Source organism: Streptomyces sp. NPDC043878, from assembly GCF_056435735.1.
Genome location: NZ_JBWKDW010000027.1, coordinates 89,356 through 107,991, shown reverse-complemented (window position 1 = coordinate 107,991; position 18,636 = coordinate 89,356). Strand labels below are relative to the sequence as shown.

The following is an 18,636-nucleotide window of genomic DNA, read 5'->3' as shown; positions in this document are numbered from 1 at the left end:
CCCCGGGACATCTTCGCGTGCGATGACCGCCGCTTGACCGACACCGGGCTGCGCCGCGAGGACCGAGGTGATCTCACCGGGCTCGATGCGGAACCCGCGGATCTTCACCTGCTCGTCGGCGCGGCCCAGGAACATCAACTGCCCGTCCAGGCGTCGGCGGGCCCGGTCGCCGGTGCGGTACATCCGCTCCCCGGCGGCGAACGGATTCGCGACGAACCGCTCACCGGTCGGACCGGGACGGCCGACGTAGCCGCGGGCGAGCTGGGCTCCGGCGATGTACAGCTCCCCGGCAACGCCCGGCGGTACCGGGGAGAGCCGGTCGTCGAGCACGTACAGCCGGGTTCCGGGGGTCGGGCGGCCGATCGGTACCGCCGTGGCCGGCACAGTCATCGCCGCGTTCACCGTGAAGGTGCAGCAACCGACGGTGGCCTCGGTGGGGCCGTACTCGTTCACGAGCGCGGCATCCGGTACGGCGGCCAGCAGATCGGCGACCGTGGCCGGAGGCAGTGCCTCCCCTCCGACGACCCAGCATCGGGCGGCGGATTCCAGCTCGGCGGCGCTCAGCATCCGGCCGACCACCGGCAGGTGTCCGGGTACCACCTTCGCCATTGCGAACCGGCCGCCCGCAGAGACCGTGTCGGCCAAGCCCTGCACGCCGCCTTCGACCGAGATCGTGATCGCGCCTCCGACCAGCAACGGCAGTACCAGGCTGGTCAGTGTCAGGTCGAACGCGACCGAGGAGTGCAGCACGGTTCCGCCGGCCAACGGGTACTCGCGCACCGCCCAGCCCGCGTAGGCCGCCAGAGCCCCGTGCGAAACCCCCACGCCCTTCGGCTGGCCCGTCGATCCCGAGGTGAAGATCACGTAGGCCAGCCCCCTCGCATCCGCCGCCAGCGCCGGTGCCCGGTCCGGACACGCCGCCACCGCGCGGGCCGTCGCCGGATCGTCCAGCGCGACGGTGACCACGCGGCCGGTCGGCAGTTCGTCCAAGACCTCGGAGACGCCCACCAGGACCGAGGCCCGGCAGTCCGCGATGAGAGTGCTGAGCCGTTCGACCGGATGCTCGACGTCCAGCGGCACCACTGCCCCGCCGGCCCGCCAGATCGCCCACACGGTCACGATCAGGTCCACGCCGCGCGGCAGGGCCGTCGCCACCGTCGTCTCCGGACCGACGCCCAACGCCCGCAACCGGTGCGCCAGCCGCGCCGAGCGCTCGTCCACCTGGGCATACGTCAGCCGCAGACCGTCGCACACGACGGCAACCGCGTCCGGCGTCCGAGCCGCCTGCGCCGCGAAGAGCTCCGGCACCGGCTCCGACGACCCGGCACCCGTGTCGTTCCACTCGGTCAGGACTCTGTGCCGTTCGGCGGGCTCCAGAATCGTCAGAGCGCCGATGCGCTGTGCGGGATCGGAGACCATCGCATCCAGCACAGCCACGAACCGGCGCGTCAGAGCATGTGCCGTCTCGACGTCGAAGAGGTCGGCCGAGTACGTCACGGCTCCGTGCAGACCGGCCGCAGCGCCCGACTCGTCGATGGTCTCCGTCACCGTCAGCGCCAGATCGAACTTCGCCGTCCCGGCGTCCCGGATCACGACGTCGGTGGTCATGCCGACCAGATCGAGTCTGGCCTCGGTGGTGTTCTGCACGGTCAGCATGACCTGGAACAGAGGGTGCCGGGCCAGCGAGCGCTCCGGCGCCAGGTCCTCCACGAGCTGCTCGAACGGCACGTCCTGGTGCTCGAGCGCGGACAGCCCGGCTTCCCGCACCCGCGCCAGCACCTCCAGGAAGTCGGGGTCGCCGGACAGGTCGGTACGCAGCACCAGGGTGTTGACGAAGAACCCGACCAGATCGTCCAGCGCCTCATCGGTGCGTCCGGCGACCGGGGAGCCGACCGGGATGTCGGTGCCGGCCCCCAGCTTGCAGAGCAGCACCGCCAGCGCCGCGTGCAGCACCATGAACATCGTCACGCCCTGCTGCCGGGCGAGCAGCGCCAGTCGGGCGTGCAGGTCCGCCGGGATCGCCAGCTCGACGTCGCCACCGCGATTCGACGTCACCGCCGGACGTGCCCGGTCGACAGGGAGCTCCAGTTCCTGCGGCAGGCCGGCGAGCGCCTCACGCCAATGCCTCAACTGCCGCGACAGGACGCTTTCCGGGTCGTACGGCGAACCCAGCACATCCCGCTGCCACAGCGCGAAGTCCGCGTACTGCACCGGCAGATCACCCCACTGCGGGACCTTCCCGGCGACCCGGGCGGCGTACGCCACCGACACGTCCCGAACCAGAACGGCCGCGGACCAGCCGTCGGAGGCGATGTGGTGCAGCACCACCACCAAGACGTGGTCGTCGCCGGAGGTGAGCAGCGATGCCCGAATCGGCAGGTCGACCGCCAGGTCGAACGGCTCGGCACCGGCCCGGGCGACTGCGGCTTCCAGCTGGTCGGCTTCGTCGAACACTGTGGTGGTCAGCCGCCAGTCGACGCTGTCGGCCGCAAGGATCAGCTGGGAAGGCTCGTCGTCGACGACGGGGAACATGGTCCGCAGGACTTCGTGACGGCCGATGACGTCCCGCAGCGCGGCGCCCAGCGCCTCCGGGTCGATCCGCCCGGACATGCGCAAGGCCACCGGGATGTTGTACGTCGAGGTCGGGCCTTCCAGCTGCCCAAGGAACCAGAGGCGGCCCTGCGCGAACGACAACGGCACCCGCGACGGACGATCCAGCGCCGTCAACGCCGTCCGCGCGGTACCCGACTGTCCCAACTGACCGGCGAGTGCCGAGACCGTCGGGTTCTGGAACACGGTCCTGAGACTGACTTCAACGCCCAGGACGGCCCGGATGCGGGATATGAGCCGCACTGCCAGCAGCGAGTGGCCGCCCAGGGCGAAGAAGTTGTCATCGACGCCGACTGCATCCAGACCGATCACGTCGGCGAACGCCCGGCACAACAGCTCCTCGTGCAGGGTGGCCGGCCCTCTCGATCCGGCCGAAGCCGAGTACTCGGGGACGGGCAGCGCGCGGCGGTCCAGTTTCCGGTTCACCGTCAGCGGGATCGCATCCAGCAGTACCAGGACCGACGGCACCATGTATTCCGGCAGTCGTTCCGCGGCGAACGCGCGTACCGCGGCCGGATCGCAGTCGCCGTCCGGGACCACATAGGCGACCAGGCGCTTGTCGCCCGGCGTGTCCTCCCGGACGATCACCGCAGCCTGGTCGACCGCGGGATGCGCGGACACCACCGCCCGCACCTCGCCGGGTTCGACGCGGATTCCCCGGATCTTGACTTGGTCGTCGGCCCGTCCGACGAACTCCATCGACCCCTCGTGGGTCCACCGGACCAGATCGCCGGTGCGGTACATGCGCCGGCCGAACCCGGCGAACGGGTTGGCCACGAACCGCTCCGCGGTCAGGCCAGCCTGCCGGAGATAGCCCCTGGCCAGCCCGATACCGGACAGATAGAGCTCTCCGACCGATCCCGGAGGCGTCGGGCGCAAGGCGTCGTCGAGTACGAACACTGCCGTGTTCGCCACCGGGCCGCCGATCAGCACCCGGGCGCTCGACGGATCGCAGCGCCACAGCGTGGCGTCCACCGTCGTCTCTGAAGGGCCGTAGGAGTTGAACATCACCCGGTCCGTGGACCAGGAGGCCATTACCTTCGTCGTCAGCGCCTCCCCGGCCGCGATCACCCGGACGGTGTTCGCCACCGTCGCCGCGTCGACCGAACTCAGGACGGCGGGCGGAAGGGTCGCCACGGAGATCGCCTGTTCCGTCAGGAAGCGCGCCAGCGGAGGGCCCAGACGAGCCTCGTCCGGGACCACGACCAACGCGGCCCCCTGCAGGAGGGCCATGACCCACTCCCAGCCGAAGGTGTCGAACCCCGCCGAGGCGAACTGGGCCACCCGGTCTGCGCCAGAGACACCTACCAGATCGGCGTGGCCGGCCGCCAAGGACGCAATGCCGGTGTGCGACACCGCGACGCCCACCGGCTGTCCGGTCGAGCCCGAGGTGTACACGATGTAGGCGGTGTGGGCCGGAAGCAGAGCGTCCAACCGGTCCACGTCCGTGACCGGATCCGCCGCGAACCGCGAGACGTCCACTCCGTCCAACAGCAGCGTCGGCGCGTCCGACGGCAGGACATCGACGCAGTCCTGCGCGGCCAGCACCACCACCGGCGCCACGTCGGCCAGCACGAGGGCCACGCGCTGCGACCGGTACGCCGGGTCGATCACGGTGTACGCGCCACCGCACTTGAGCACCGCCAGCAGCGCCACCACCAGATCCAGGCCGCGCGGCAGGCACAATGCGACCGTCCGGTCGGGGCCGACACCCAGACTGATCAGGAACCTGGCCAGACGGTTCGAGCGGGCATCGAGCTGCGCGTACGTCAGCTCCTGACCGCCGGCCGTGACCGCGACCGCCTCCGGCCGCCGGGCCGCCTGCGCCGCGAACAGCTCCGGCACGGTGGCCGCGGGCACGTCGGCGTCGGTGGCGTTCCAGTCGACCAGGATCCGTTCGAGCTCGGAGTCCGCGAGCAGTTCCACGGCGCTGACCCGCGTCGAGGTGTCCTGCGCCATGCCCTCGAGCACGCGCACGAACCGTTCCGCCAGCTGCCCCACCGTGCCCGGCTCGAAGAGATCGGCCTCGCCGATCACCCCGCCGCGCAGCCCCGCCGGACGGCCGTCGGCGTCGAACGCCTCCTCCACCGTCACGTCCAGGTCGAACTTCGCCGCCGCGTATCGGACGGCTTGGGCCCGCGCGCCCGGCAGCCGCAAGCCGTTCTGGGCGCTGTTCTGCAGCGTCAGCATCACCTGGAACAGCGGGTGCCGGGACAGGGAGCGCTCCGGCGCCAGTTCCTCGACGAGGCGCTCGAACGGCACGTCCTGGTGGTCGAACCCGGCCAGCGCCGTGTCCCGCACGCGGTCCAGCACCTCGGTCAGCGTGGGGTCCCCGGACAGGTCGGTACGCAGCACCAAGGTGTTGATGAAGAACCCGACCAGGTCGTCCAGCGCGGCGTCCACGCGCCCGGCCGTGGCGACGCCGATCGGGATGTCGGTGCCGGCGCCGAGCCGGGACAGCAGGACCGCCAGAGCGGTCTGCAGCACCATGAACGACGTCACGCCCCGCGATCGAGCGAGATCCGCCAGGCTGGCATGCACATCGGCAGAGACTTCGAAAGCCGACGAGTGCCCCCGCTGTGAGGGCATCGGCTGCCGCTGCCGGTCGACCGGCAGCGGCAGCTCCACCGGAGAGCCGGCCAGCGCCTGGCGCCAATAGTCCACCTGCCGGGACACCAAGCTGTCCGGGTCGTCGTCCGAGCCCAGCAACTCCCGCTGCCACACCGCGAAGTCCGCGTACTGCACAGGCAACTGCTCCCAGGTCGGAGCCTCGCCCCGACAGCGCGCCGCGTAGGCCTCGCTGAAGTCCCGGGTCAGGACCGCCGCCGACCAACCGTCCGAGGCGATGTGGTGGAGCACGACCGCCAGCACGTACTCGTCGTCGCCGAGTGCGAACAGCACCGCGCGCACCGGCACTTCGGACGAGACGTCGAACGGATGGGCGGCCACCGCTTCGACGCCCAGCTCCACCGTGGCCGACGAGGCCTCGACGACCTCGAGGATCCGTTCGGCCTCGGCCGACGCCAGCACCCGCTGGCACGGCTCGCCGTCGACGACCTGGAACACCGTGCGCAGGACCTCGTGCCGCTCCAGGACGTCGCCGAAAGCGGCTGCCAGCGCGTCGCGGTCCAGGTCTCCCGACAGCCGGCTGACCATCGGGATGTTGTAGGTCGGACCAGGGCCGTCCAACTGGGTCAGGAACCACAGCCGTCGCTGCGCGAACGACAGCGGCACCCGCTCCGGGAGCGCGCGCGCCGTCAACGCCACGCGGGCCGGGCCGGCCTGCTCCAGACGGGCTGCCAGTGTGGCCACCGTCGGGTAGTCGAACAGAGTGCGGACCGTGACCTCGATGCCGAGCACGACCCGGATCCGCGAGACCAGGCGCACCGCGAGCAGCGAGTGGCCGCCCAGGGCGAAGAAGTCGTCGTCGACCCCGACCGAGTCCCGGCCGACCGCTTCAGCGAAGACCTGGCACAGCAGCTCCTCGCGGAGCGTCGACGGCACCCGCGAGCGGGAGACGGCGCGGTCGAGAGCCGGCAGTGCTCTGCGGTCGAGTTTGCCGTTCGCGGTCAGCGGGAGGGCGTCCAGCGCCGCCACTGCCGACGGCACCATGTACTCCGGCAGACGCTGTCCGGCGAATGCCCTCACCGACGCGGCCAGGGAGTCGGCGTCGGCGATGTCGGCGGGGACCACGTAGGCGGTCAAGCTGCCGTCGTCGGCAACCACGGCAGCCTGGGACACCCCCGGGCACGTGGCGAGCACCGCCGCGACCTCGCCGGGCTCGACCCGGAAGCCGCGGACCTTCACCTGATCGTCCGCCCGGCCAAGGATCTGTATTCGACCGTCACCCAGCCACCGCGCCAGGTCCCCGGTCCGATACATCCGCTCACCAGTGGCGAACGGGCAGGCCACGAACCGCCCGCCGGTCAGAGCACTGCGACCCATGTAGCCGCGCGCCAGCTGGACACCGGCGACGTACAACTCGCCCGCGACCCCGGGCGGAACCGGACGCAGCCCCGCATCCAGCACGAACACCCTCGTTCCGGCCACGGCCGTCCCTGCCGGGACCCGTCCCGTGGCCACGTCGTGCGCGTCGAACGGCCCGGCCAGCACACCGATCGTGGCCTCCGTCGGCCCGTAGTGGTTGACCATCGCACGGTCGCCGGCCGCCGCGAGCAGCTGTCCGGCCAGCGCCGGAGAGGTCGCTTCGCCGCCCAGTACCAGCGCCCGCGCCGGAAGCAACGGCTCCACGCCGTCGGCGCTCGACAACGCTGCCAGGTGCGACGGGACGATCTTCAAGAAATCGATTCCGTGCTCGGCGAGATACGCGGCCACAGCCCCCGGATCCGTCACCGCCTCCTCATCCAATACGTGCAACTCACCGCCGGCCGCCAACGCCGCGAACACCACCGTGTTCCCCAAATCGGTAGCCTGTGCCTGCAACAGCGCATACCGGCCGCCACACCCAGCAAACGCCAACCGATTCGGCATCGAGCCCAGATAACTTGCCAACCCGGCCTGAGTGACCCCCACACCCTTCGGACGCCCCGTCGAACCCGACGTGTAGATCACGTAAGCCAGGTTGTCGCGCCACGACCGCGGCAGTCCTGCAGCCATGGGACCCGCGGCGAGCATCGCGGCCGTGGCCGGATCGTCGACAGCGACGCTCAGCATCCGACCGACCGGCAGCTCGTCCACGAGTTCGGTGGTGCCGACCAGAATCGACGCACGGCTGTCGGAGAGCATGAACGCGATGCGCTCAGCCGGAAGACCGGCGTCGATGGGCAGATAGGCGGCCCCTGCTTTCCAGACGGCGAGGATCCCGACCACCGTCTGCGGGCCGCGCGGAAGGCACAGGCCCACCACACTGTCCGGGCCGACACCGAGTCCGCGCAGGTGATGAGCCAGTCGACCGGCCTGCTCGTCGAGGCCCGCGTACGTCAGCCGGCCTTCGGAACTCACCACGGCGAGCGCGTCGGGTGTCCGGGCCACCTGTGCGGCGAAGATCTCGGGGAACGTGGGAGGTGTCTCCGACGGTGCCGTACCGCTCCATTCGCTCAGGACCCTGCGGCGCTCGGCGTCGTCGAGGACGTCCACCTCTCGCAGGCGCGTGTCCGGGGCCGCCGTCACCGTGTCGAGAACCCGTGTCAGGCGGCTCGCGAACTGGTCGGCGAACGCTTGGTCGAACAGGTCGGAGGCGGCGGTGATCACGCCGCGCAGTCCCGCAGGGGCACCGCCGTCGTCGAAGGTCTCGGTGAGCAGGACGTCGAGGTCGAACTTGACTGCGGGCCGGCCGGCCGCCTCCACACCGGCGGCCAGGCCCGGCAGTGCCGGGTCCGCACCGGCGTCCTGCATGGTGAGGATGATCTGAAACAGCGGGTGCCGGCCCGGCGACCGCTCCGGCGCCAGTTCCTCGACGAGGCGCTCGAACGGCACGTCCTGGTAGTCCAGGCCGGCCAGCGTCGTCGCCCGGACCCGGTCCAGCACCTCGGCCATGGTCGGGTCCCCGGACAGGTCGGTGCGCAGCACCAGAGTGTTGATGAAACAGCCGACAAGGTCGTCCAGGGCGGCGTCCGCGCGGCCGGCGACCGCCGACCCGATGGGGATGTCGGTGCCGGCGCCCAGCCGGGACAGCAGCACCGCCAGGGCGGTCTGCACCACCATGAACACTGTGGCATGCCGGTCCCGTGCTGTCGCCGCCAGCCGGGCGTGGAGATCGGCCGACACCTGGAACGGCGCGCTGTGGCCGTGGTGGGAAGCGTTCGCCGGGCGCGGACGATCGGTCGGCAGTACGAGTTCGGTCGGCGCACCGGCCAGGGCGGCACGCCAGTAGGCGACCTGCTGGGAGATCAGACTGTCGGGTTCGTCTTCGGACCCGAGCATCTCGCGCTGCCACAAGGCGTAGTCCGCGTACTGCACCGGCAGTGGGGACCAATCAGGGGCACGACCCTGGCGGCGAGCGGCGTAGGCGTCTGCAAGGTCCCGGGCCAGAGGTCCGGTGGACAAGCCGTCGGAAGCGATGTGGTGGACGACCGCCATGAGGACGTGTTCCTCCGCGCCGAGCGCGAAGAGGTGGGCTCGCACCGGTAGGTCGGTCGACAGGTCGAAGGGGCGGCGCGCCTGGCCGGAGACGGCTTCCGGCAGCAGCGCCTCGGTGATCTCGACGACCTCTGGTTCCCACTGGGCGTCATTGAGGTCCAGGACGTGTTGCCAGGGCTCGCCGTCCGCCACGGCGAGGACAGTCCGCAGCACTTCGTGGCGTTGGAGGACGTCGCCGAGCGCGGCCCGCAGCGCGGCGCGGTCCAGCGGTCCGGACAGCCGCAGCAGCATGGGGATGTTGTAGGTGGGAGTCGGGCCGTCCATCTGGCTCAGGAACCAGAGGCGGCGCTGCTCGAAGGACAGCGGGGTCCGCTCCGGATGCGGTCGGGCCACCAGCGCGGGCCTGGCGGCGCCGATGTCGGCACCGGACAGAACGGCCGCCAGCCCGGCGACCGTCGGGTGCTCGAACAGGGTCCTGATGCGGATGTGGACGCCGAGCCCGGAGCGGATCGCGCTGAGCAGCCGGACCGCCGACAGGGAGTGGCCTCCCAAGGCGAAGAAGTCGTCGTCGACACTGACCGAGGGCACGCCTAGCACCTTGGCGAACACCCCGCACAGGAGCTGTTCGCGCGCCGTGGCCGGGCGTCGTCCGGGTGCCACCGCCTCGTGACGGGGAGCCGGCAGTGCTTTGAGATCCAGCTTGCCGTTCGGCGTCAGCGGCAGTACGTCGAGCACGACGATCGCCGAGGGCACCAGATGACCGGGCAAGTGTTCGGCCGCGTGGTCGCGGACCGCTGCGTCGATGCCTTCGCCGCTGGAGCCGACGGGTACGACGTAGGCGACGAGCCGCACCTCGCCGGTGTCGGTCCGGGCGACGACCGCCGCGTCGCTGACGTCCGGGTGGCAGACGACCACCGCGCGCACCTCGCCGGGCTCTATCCGGAAGCCCCGGATCTTGACCTGGTCGTCGCTCCGTCCCTGGAAGACCAGTCGGCCGTCGTTGATCCGCCGCGCGAGATCGCCGGTGCGGTACATCCGCTCACCGCAGCGGAACGGGTCCGCGACGAACCGGCAGGCGCTCAGTCCCGACCGCCCGAGGTAGCCGCGGGCCAGGCCGGCGCCGCCGACGTACATCTCGCCCACGGCACCGTGCGGGACCGGCTCCAGATTGTCGTCGAGCACGTAGACGCGGTAGTTCGCCAAGGGCACGCCGATGACGCTGCCCGCTGAGTCCGGCTCGGAGCCGAGCTCGGTGAACGTGACGTGGACGGTCGTCTCGGTGATCCCGTACATGTTGATCAATCGCGGTCCGGTCGCGCCGAACCGGGACCACCACGGACCCAGCCGGCCCGGGTCCAGGGCCTCGCCGCCGAAGACCACGGCCCGCAGCCGTGGAAGCTGGTCCGGGCGGTGCTCCAGCTCGTCCATGAGCTGGTAGAACGCCAACGGCGTCTGGCTCAGCACACTGACGCGCTCGCGTTCCAGCAGCGTCACGAACTGCTCGGGGAAACGGGCCGTGTCCGACGGCACCACCACGACCCGGCCGCCGTACAGCAGCGCACCCCAGGTCTCCCACACCGAGAAGTCGAAGGCAAACGAGTGGAAGCAGCTCCACACGTCATCGGCCGTCGGCGCCACGACCGCCTCGGCGGCGGCGAACATCGAGACCGCGCTGCGGTGGGTCACCGCGACGCCCTTGGGCTCGCCGGTCGAACCGGAGGTGTAGATGACATAGGCGGGATGGTCTGGCAGGCACTGCGCCAACGTGTCCGTCGCGAGCTGGTCATAGACGTCCTCCAGCAGCAGCACCGGGACGTCGTCCTCACTCACCGCCGCCGCGACAGCCGCAGCCGTCCGCGACGTCAGCACGCCGACAGCACCGGAATCGCGCAGCGTGTAGGCGATCCGATCGGCGGGATACGACGGGTCGACCGGCAGATACGCCGCGCCGGACTTCACAACGGCGACCATGGCCACTATGAGTTCGGCCGAGCGCGGGAGCAGCAGGCCGACCACGGACTCCGGGCCCGCTCCCCAGGCGGCCAGGCATCGTGCCAGCCGGTCGGCGCGCTCGTCCAGTTCGGCGTAGGTCAGCTCCACGCCGTCGCAGGCCACTGCCACAGCGTTCGGAGTCCGCGCCACCTGCGCGGCGAACAGGTGGGCGAGTGTGGCGTCCGGCCTCGTCGCCGCCGCACCGTCCGCCTCGGCGAGCAGCGCCTGCCGTGCAGCGCCGTCCAGCACCCGGACCGCGGAGAGTGGCGCGTCCACACCGCCGTCACAGCTCTGTTCGAGGGCCGCGACCAGATTTTCGATCGTGGCCCGGAACAGCCGGCCGACCTCCACCGGGTCGATCGGGGCGACTCCGTCGACGGTCAGCCCGATCGTCTCGCCACGGTCGTCCACGGAGACGGTCAGCGGGTAGTTCGACCTCGACCAGGCGTAAGCGGTCCGGACCCCCTCGGGGTCGCCGAGACCCGGGACCGCCGAGTCGTCGTCAGCGTGCCGGTAGTTGAGGATCGCCGTGAACAGCGGGACGTTGCCCGGCAGGCCCGCGGCCTGCTGGACCGCGGCCAGGGAGGCGTGCTCGTGATCGAGCAGTTCGGCGAGCCGGGAACGCACCTCGCCCACGGCGGCCGTCGCGCCGAGCCCGTCCAGCCGGACACGCACCGGCAGGGTGTTGAGGAAGGGCCCGACCGCGCGGCCGGCCGAGGTCCCGGAACTGCTCCGGCCGAACAGGACGGTGCCGAACACCACGTCGGTGCGGTCGGAGACGGCGGCCAGCAGCCGGGCCCACGCAACGTGCAGCACGGTCGCGGGGCTGGCCTTGAGCCGCCGTGCGACGGCGGCGATCCGACCGGTCAGGTCCGGTCCCAGATCCAGGCTCTCCTGCGCGGCGTCGGCTCCGCTGTGGACGTCGAGAACTCCGTACGGGGCGGTCGTCCCGTCGACGCCGGACAGCACCTCGGCGAAGTAGCGCTCGTGACGGTCGCCGTCGGCGCCGGCGCGGGCCTCGGTGACGAACTCCCGGAACGGCAACGGCCTCGGGAGCTGATCGGCGGCGGCTCCGGAGAGCAGGGCGTTGATCTCGGCGAGCGCCGCCTCCATGCCCAAGTGGTCGAGGACCACGTGGTGGACACGGATCAGGGCCCACCAGCGCTGGCCGTCCGGGTCGGCCGCTGCGGCGACGTCCATGATCGGAGCGCGGGTCAGGTCCAGAGCCGGTGGGGCCGAGCGCAGCAGCTGCTCGACGGGATCGGCATCGGAATCCAGGACGACCTCGGCGACCGGCAGTTCGACATTCCGCCAGACGACCTGGACCCCTTCCGGCAGGCCCTGCCAGAAGATCGACGTCCGGTAGATGTCGTGCCGGGCGACCACCTGTCGCAGTGCTGCGAGAAAGGCGTCGAGGCGGTCGCGGGAGTCGAGCTCCAGGACCATGGGCTGGGCGTAGACGTCGGTCTGTCCGTCGTCGGCGAACAGGTGGTGGAACAGGAGGCCTTCCTGTAGCGGTGCGAGCGGGTAGATGTCCGCGACGTTGGCGGCGCCGCCGTCGACCGTTGCGGTGATCGCGTCGATCTGCTCCTGGGTCAGCTCGACCAGGGGCAGCATGTCCGGGGTGACGCGGGTGGCGTCCGCCGGGATCAGGTTCGGGGGCACGACGACGGTCTCAGCGCCGACGGCGACCGAGAGCCCGGCGACGGTCGGGGCCTGCAGGAGCGCGCGCACGGTCACCGAAACGCCGCGCTCTCGCAGCCGCTCGACGAGCGACACGGCGAGCAGCGAGTGGCCGCCGAGAGCGAAGAAGTCGTCGTCGACGCCGACCGAGGGCACGCCAAGCACCTCGGCGAAGGCGGCGCACATCAGCTCTTCGCGGCGCGTCGACGGGGCGCGCGAGCCGACCGGTGCGGAGAGCTCCGGGGCCGGCAGGGCTCGACGATCCAGCTTCCCGTTCGCGGTCAGCGGCAGGGCGTCCAGAACCACCACGGCGGCGGGAACCATGTACTCCGGCAGCCGCTCTGCCGCGAACTCCCGGACGGCGTCGGGATCACACTCATCGTCGGGGACGACGTAGGCGACCAGGCGCCGGTCCGCGGGGGCGTCCTCTCGGGCGACGACCGTCGCCTGTGCGACGCCGGGACCCGTGGCGATCACCGCCGCGACCTCGCCGGGCTCGATCCGGTACCCGCGGATCTTCACCTGCTCGTCGGCGCGGCCCAGAAAGTCCAGCTGTCCGTCGGGCATCCAGCGGGCGCGGTCGCCGGTGCGGTACATCCGCCTGCCCGGGACGAACGGGCACGCCACGAACCGCTCACCGGTCAAGCCCGGCCGGCCGACATATCCTCGAGCCAGCTGCGTGCCGGCGATGTACAGCTCACCGGCGACGCCAGGCGGCGCCGGCGCCAGGGAGGCGTCGAGCACGAACAACTGCGTTCCCGGGCTCGGCCGCCCGATCGGCACCTCGGCGCCCAGCGCGGTGTCGGAGCCGGCTGTGAACGTGCAGCAGCCGACCGTGGCCTCGGTGGGACCGTACTCGTTGACGACAACCGACGCCGGGGAGGCCGCCAGCAGCTCGGCCACCACGGCGGGCGGGAGTGCCTCGCCACCGACGACCCAACATGCGGCGGCGTCCCGAAGCCCCGCGCCCACCATCTGCCCGAGTATCGGCAGGTGGCCCGGAACCACCTTCACCACGCCGAAGCGGGCACCGCCCCGGATGAGGTCGGCGAGGCCTGACACACCGCCCTCGCCGGAGACCGTCACCGAACCGCCGGCCAGCATCGGCAACACCAGGCTGGTCACGGTCAGGTCGAACGCCGCCGACGAGTGCAGGGGCGCTCCCCGGTCCAAGGGGTACTCGCTCAAGGCCCATGCCGCATAGGCCGCCAGCGCGCCATGTGAGACTCCCACGCCCTTCGGTCGGCCCGTCGACCCCGAGGTGAAGATCACGTAGGCCAGGCTCCCCGGGTGCGCGACGGCCCACGGCACGGTCTCGCCGACCTCGGGGAGCGGGTCCTCGACCGCCACCGTCACAGTCCGGCCGGCGGGCAGCTCGTCCAGCACCTCGTCGGGGCCGAGCACCACCGAGGCCCGGCAGCCGGCGATCAGGGCACCCAGTCGCTCGACCGGATGCGCCACGTCCAACAGGGCCACCGCCCCGCCGGCCCGCCAGACCGCCCAGACGGCGACCAGGAGGTCCACCGATCGCGGCAGGACGATCGCGATGACCGACTCCGGACCGACGCCCAGGCCGATCAGGCGATGGGCCAGACGGTTAACCCGCGCGTCCAGTGCCGCGTACGACAGCTCCACACCGTCGCAGACCACTGCGAGCGCGTCCGGCGTGAGCGCGACCTGCGCGGCGAACAGCTCCGGAGCCGGAAGCGACAGCCCGTCCGCCCCGCCTCCGGCCCAGTCGGCCAGGGTCCGGCGACGGTCCGCGCCGAGCACTTCGATCGCGGCCAGCGGCACCTCCGGCCCGCCCTCCAGCGCCGACGTCAGGTTACGCAGCGCCGTGAGCAGCATTCCGCACACCATCGCGGCGTCGAAAGGAGCCGCCACGTCCACCGCCACGGAGAAGTCGCCGCCGCTGTCGTCGACCACGACCGACAGCGGGTAGTTCGTCCGCTCCCGGAAACGGGCCACCTCGACGCCGGGGATCCCTATCTCCATGGACTCGGGCTTGAAGCCGTCGTCCGTGTTGTGGCGGTAGTTGAGAATCGAGGTGAACAGCGGCATCCCGACCGGCACGTCGCTGGCCTGCTGGGCCACCGACAGCGGGGCGTGTTCGTGATCGATCAGCCCGGCGAGTTGGACGCGCAGGTCCAGGATCGCCCGCTGCGCCGACAGCGCGCCGGTGCGGACCCGCACCGGCAGGGTGTTGAGGAATGGTCCCGGCACCCGCGCGGCTTGCAGACCGGTGTTCATCCGGCCCAGCAGGACGGTACCGAACACCACGTCATCCCGGCCTGACAGCACGGCCACGACCCGAGCCCACGCCACGTGGAACAGCACCGCCGGACTGACGCCCAACCGGTGCGCGGCCGCCCTCACGGGATCGGACAAGTCCGCCCCGGCGCGAGTCCCGGCCCAGACCGTCGCCGCTCCCTCGTCACGGACGTCCAGCAGGCCGAACGGCGCCGTCGGCTCGTCGACGCCGACGAGCAGCGCGGCGAAATGCCGACTGTGCGCCGCGGGATCCACGGTGCCCCGGATCTCGGCGACGAACTGGCGGAACGGCAGCGGATCGGCCGGCGCGGACGAGTCTCCGGCCATGATCGCGCGAACCTCGGCGAGGGCCGCGGCGAGACCGAGGTGGTCGAGGATCACGTGGTGGACCCGGAGCAGGGCCCAGCGCCGGAGGCCGTCCGGATCCACGGCGACGTGCAGGTCGAGCAGCGGTGCGCGCTGAAAGTCCATCGCCATTCCCGCCGCCGCTGTCAGGGCGTCCTCCGGATCCGCGTCCGCAGCCAGCGGCACCTCCGTCAGCCGCAGGCGGGCGCGGCACCGGACGACTTGGACCGGCTGTGGCAGATTCTCCCAGGCCAGGGACGTACGGTAGATGTCGTGTCGGTCGACCACCTGCTGAAAGGCGGCGACGAACGCGTCCCATCGCTCACCCGACTCGAAGACGAGAACGGCCTGGGACAGGTACGCGTCGGGACGCTCGTCGTCGGCGAGCAGGTGGTGGAACAGCATCCCTTCCTGCAGCGGTGTCAGGGGGTAGATGTCCGCGATCTCGGCCGCGCCGCCGTCGATGCTCGACACGACCGCGTCGATCTGCGGCTGGGTCAACTCCGTCAGCGTGAGCATGTCGGGGGTGATGGCAGTCGCGTCCGCCGGGATCAGGTTGGGCGGGACGACGACCCGGTCCCGGCCGGCCGAGGCCGCCAGGCCCCTCGCCGTCGGCCTCTCGAATAGGGTCCGCATGTCGACCGACATCCCCGCCGATCGGAGCCGCCCAGCCAGGTGCACGGCCAGCAGGGAATGCCCGCCCAGGGCGAAGAAGTCGTCGTCGACGCCGACCGCCGGGAGGCCGAGCACCTCGGCGAAAGCCGCGCACAGCAGTTCCTCGCGCGGCGTGGATGGCGCGATCAGCCCGGCTGCGGCCGAGAAGTCGGGCGCGGGCAAAGCTCTGCGGTCCAGCTTGCCGTTGGCCATGACCGGCAGTTCGTCGAGGACCAGGACCGCCGACGGAACCATGTATTCCGGCAGCCCCTTCGCGGCGCGCGATCGCACGGCTTCGGCGAGATCCGCGCCGTTGGCATTGTCGCCGCCGTCCGGGACGACGTACGCGACCAGGCGCATGCTCCCGGAGCCGGCCTCGAGCGCGAGGACTGCGGCCTGGCCGACGCCCGGCGTCGCGGCCACCGCGGCCCGGACCTCGGCGGGTTCGATCCGGAAGCCGCGGATCTTCACCTGCTCGTCCGCGCGGCCCAGGAACACCAGACGGCCGTCCACCCAGCGGACCCGGTCGCCAGTGCGGTACATCCGCTCTCCGGGGACGAAGGGGCACGCCACGAACCGTTCGGCGGTCAGGTCCGGGCGCTGGACATAGCCGCGGGCCAACTGCACCCCGGCCAGGTACAGCTCCCCTTCGACGCCGTCCGGTAACAGCTGCAGGTGCGGGTCCAGGACGAACACCCGCGTGTTGGAGACAGGCACGCCGATCGGCACGACGGGTCCGTCCGACGGGTCGCAACGATGCGCCGTGACGTCCACGGAAACTTCGGTGGGACCATACAGATTGGACAGCCCGACGCCCGGCAGGGCCGCAAAGAACTGGTCCCGCGTGCCGGCGAACAGCGCCTCGCCCGAGCAGACCACCCGACGCAGCACGCTACCGACGCCCGGGCATGCCGGGTCGGCGAGGAACACGTCCAGCATCGACGGCACGAAGTGCGCCGTCGTCACCCGCTCGCGCAGTATGAGCTCGGCCATGTACCCCGGATCGCGGTGGCCGCCGGGCCGGGCCACCACCAGCGCCGCGCCGGTGACCAGGGGCCAGAAGAGCTCCCAAACCGAGACATCGAACCCGAACGGCGTCTTGTGCAGCACCCGGTCCTCGGCACGCAGACCGAACTCGTCCTGCATCCACAACAGGCGGTTCACGATGCCAGCGTGCGACACCGCCACGCCTTTGGGCCGGCCTGTCGAACCGGAGGTGTAGATCACGTAGGCCGGATGGCCGCCGGCGACCGGGACACCGGGATCAGAGCCCGGCGACGTGATGAGTTCCGCGGCTGTCCTCGGCTCGTCCAGCACCACCGGCTCCACACCGTCCGGTACCGCATCCTCGCAGGCCTGCGAGGTCACCACCCATGCCGCACCGGCGTCGGCGACCATGACCGCGACACGCTCGGCGGGCAGGCCCGGATCCAGCGGCAGGTAAGCGCCGCCCGCCTTGAGCACACCCAGGAGCGCGACCACCGTCTCCGCCGATCGCGGCAGGCACACTCCGATCACCGACTCGGGCCGCACGCCCTGCGCCCTCAGAGCCCACGCCAGCCGGTTCGCCCGGGTGTCCAGCTCCGCGTAGGAGATCTCGGCGCCCTCGAACACCACCGCCGTCGCGTTCGGAGTGCGTGCCGCTTGAGCGGCGAACAGCTCAGGCAGTGTCGCCGACGGCATTTCGGTCGCCGCGCCGTTCCAGTCGCGGAGCAGGGTCTGCGCCTCGTCCTCGCCAATCAGCCGAGCCCGGCCGATCGGCTCGTCCGGCGCCGCACCGGCCAACCAGTCCAGAACCCGCCGGAAACGCTCGGACACCTTGGCGCCGTCTCCGGTCGTACGCAGGTCAGGGTTCGTCACGGCGCCGACGCGCAGCCCGGCGCCTGCCAGCGCCGGGTAGACGTCGATCCGCAGGTCGTCGGCCGGGCCGCTGGCCAGGGCGGTGCGGACAGTGGTGCAGTCGCCGAAGAGGAGCGGGCGCTGGTCGGAGACCACGTTGACAACCAGCGGGCACAGCGGTGCCGCGCCGACCAGTTTCAGGTCGGCGAGGATGTCCCTGTGCTGATAGCGCTGGTGGCGCAGTCCTCGCAGTACCGCCGAGGAGACCTGCTTGACGAGGCCCGCGGCCGAGGTCTCAGGGGTGAGCCGGAGTCGGACCGGCATGATGTTCGCGGTCATGCCAGGGATGCCGAACTGCGCCGGCACGGTTCGGCCGTTCACCGAGACGCCCAGCACGACGTCCTGCGCACCGGTGACGCGGTGACGGTACAGCGCCGCGGTCGCGATCATCAGTGCGGGGAGGCTGGTCTTCAGTCGCCGCGCAGCCGACGTGAGCACGTCGACGGCGTCGGCGTCGATGTCAGCGGTGTGCACGTCCGGCGCGGTCGGCCGACTTCGGTGGCCGGTCTCGGTGGCGTCGGGCTCCAGGTCGGCCAGCGCGTCGAGCCAGTATTGCCGGTCACGCTCCAGATCCGCAGAGTCCCTGTACTCGCGGTCGGCGTCCAGCAGTACGGACAACGGTGCCAGGGCCCCGTGGTCCGCGGCCGTGCCGTTCCGCAACATGGTGTAGATCCGGGCGACCCGCTCGCTGAATACGGCGAAGCTCGCGCCGTCGACGGCTATGTGGTGCGCGCGCTGATACCAGACGAAGTGGTCCGGACCCAGCCGGAACAGGGCGTGCGCGGTCAGCGGACGGTCGACGATCTCGACCGGGCCCCGCAGGTCGGCGTCCATCCACGTGCGGGCCGCGGACAGCGGATCCGGTTCGTCGCCGAGGTCCGCCACATGGATCGGCCAATCCTGCGAATCGTCGACATACTGATAGGGCTTGCCGTCCTCGACGCGCAGGCGGAGCCGGTAGGCCTCGGCTTCGGCCATCGCACGCTTGAGCGCTGTCAGGAACAGGTCCCGGTCCAGGGCGCCCCGGATCTCCAGGTACTCGCCCTCGTGGTAGACCGATCCGTCGGGTGCCAACTGTGCGCCGTACCAGAGGCCCACCTGTCCGGACATCAGCTCGTGGAGCCGCGCTTTCGACGCAACCAT

The 18,636-nt window shown here is 71.4% G+C and carries 1 protein-coding gene (only partly in view); it reads right to left on the bottom strand.

Features of this window, described 5'->3' with window-relative positions; genetic code table 11:
• Nucleotides 1-18,636 carry the 5' portion of a non-ribosomal peptide synthase/polyketide synthase gene (locus AC07AZ_RS31000; RefSeq protein ID WP_478853589.1) on the bottom strand. The gene continues 492 nt to the left of window position 1, outside the view, so 18,636 of the gene's 19,128 nt are visible here — the first part of the coding sequence; its start codon is at nt 18,634-18,636; its stop codon lies beyond the left edge, outside the window.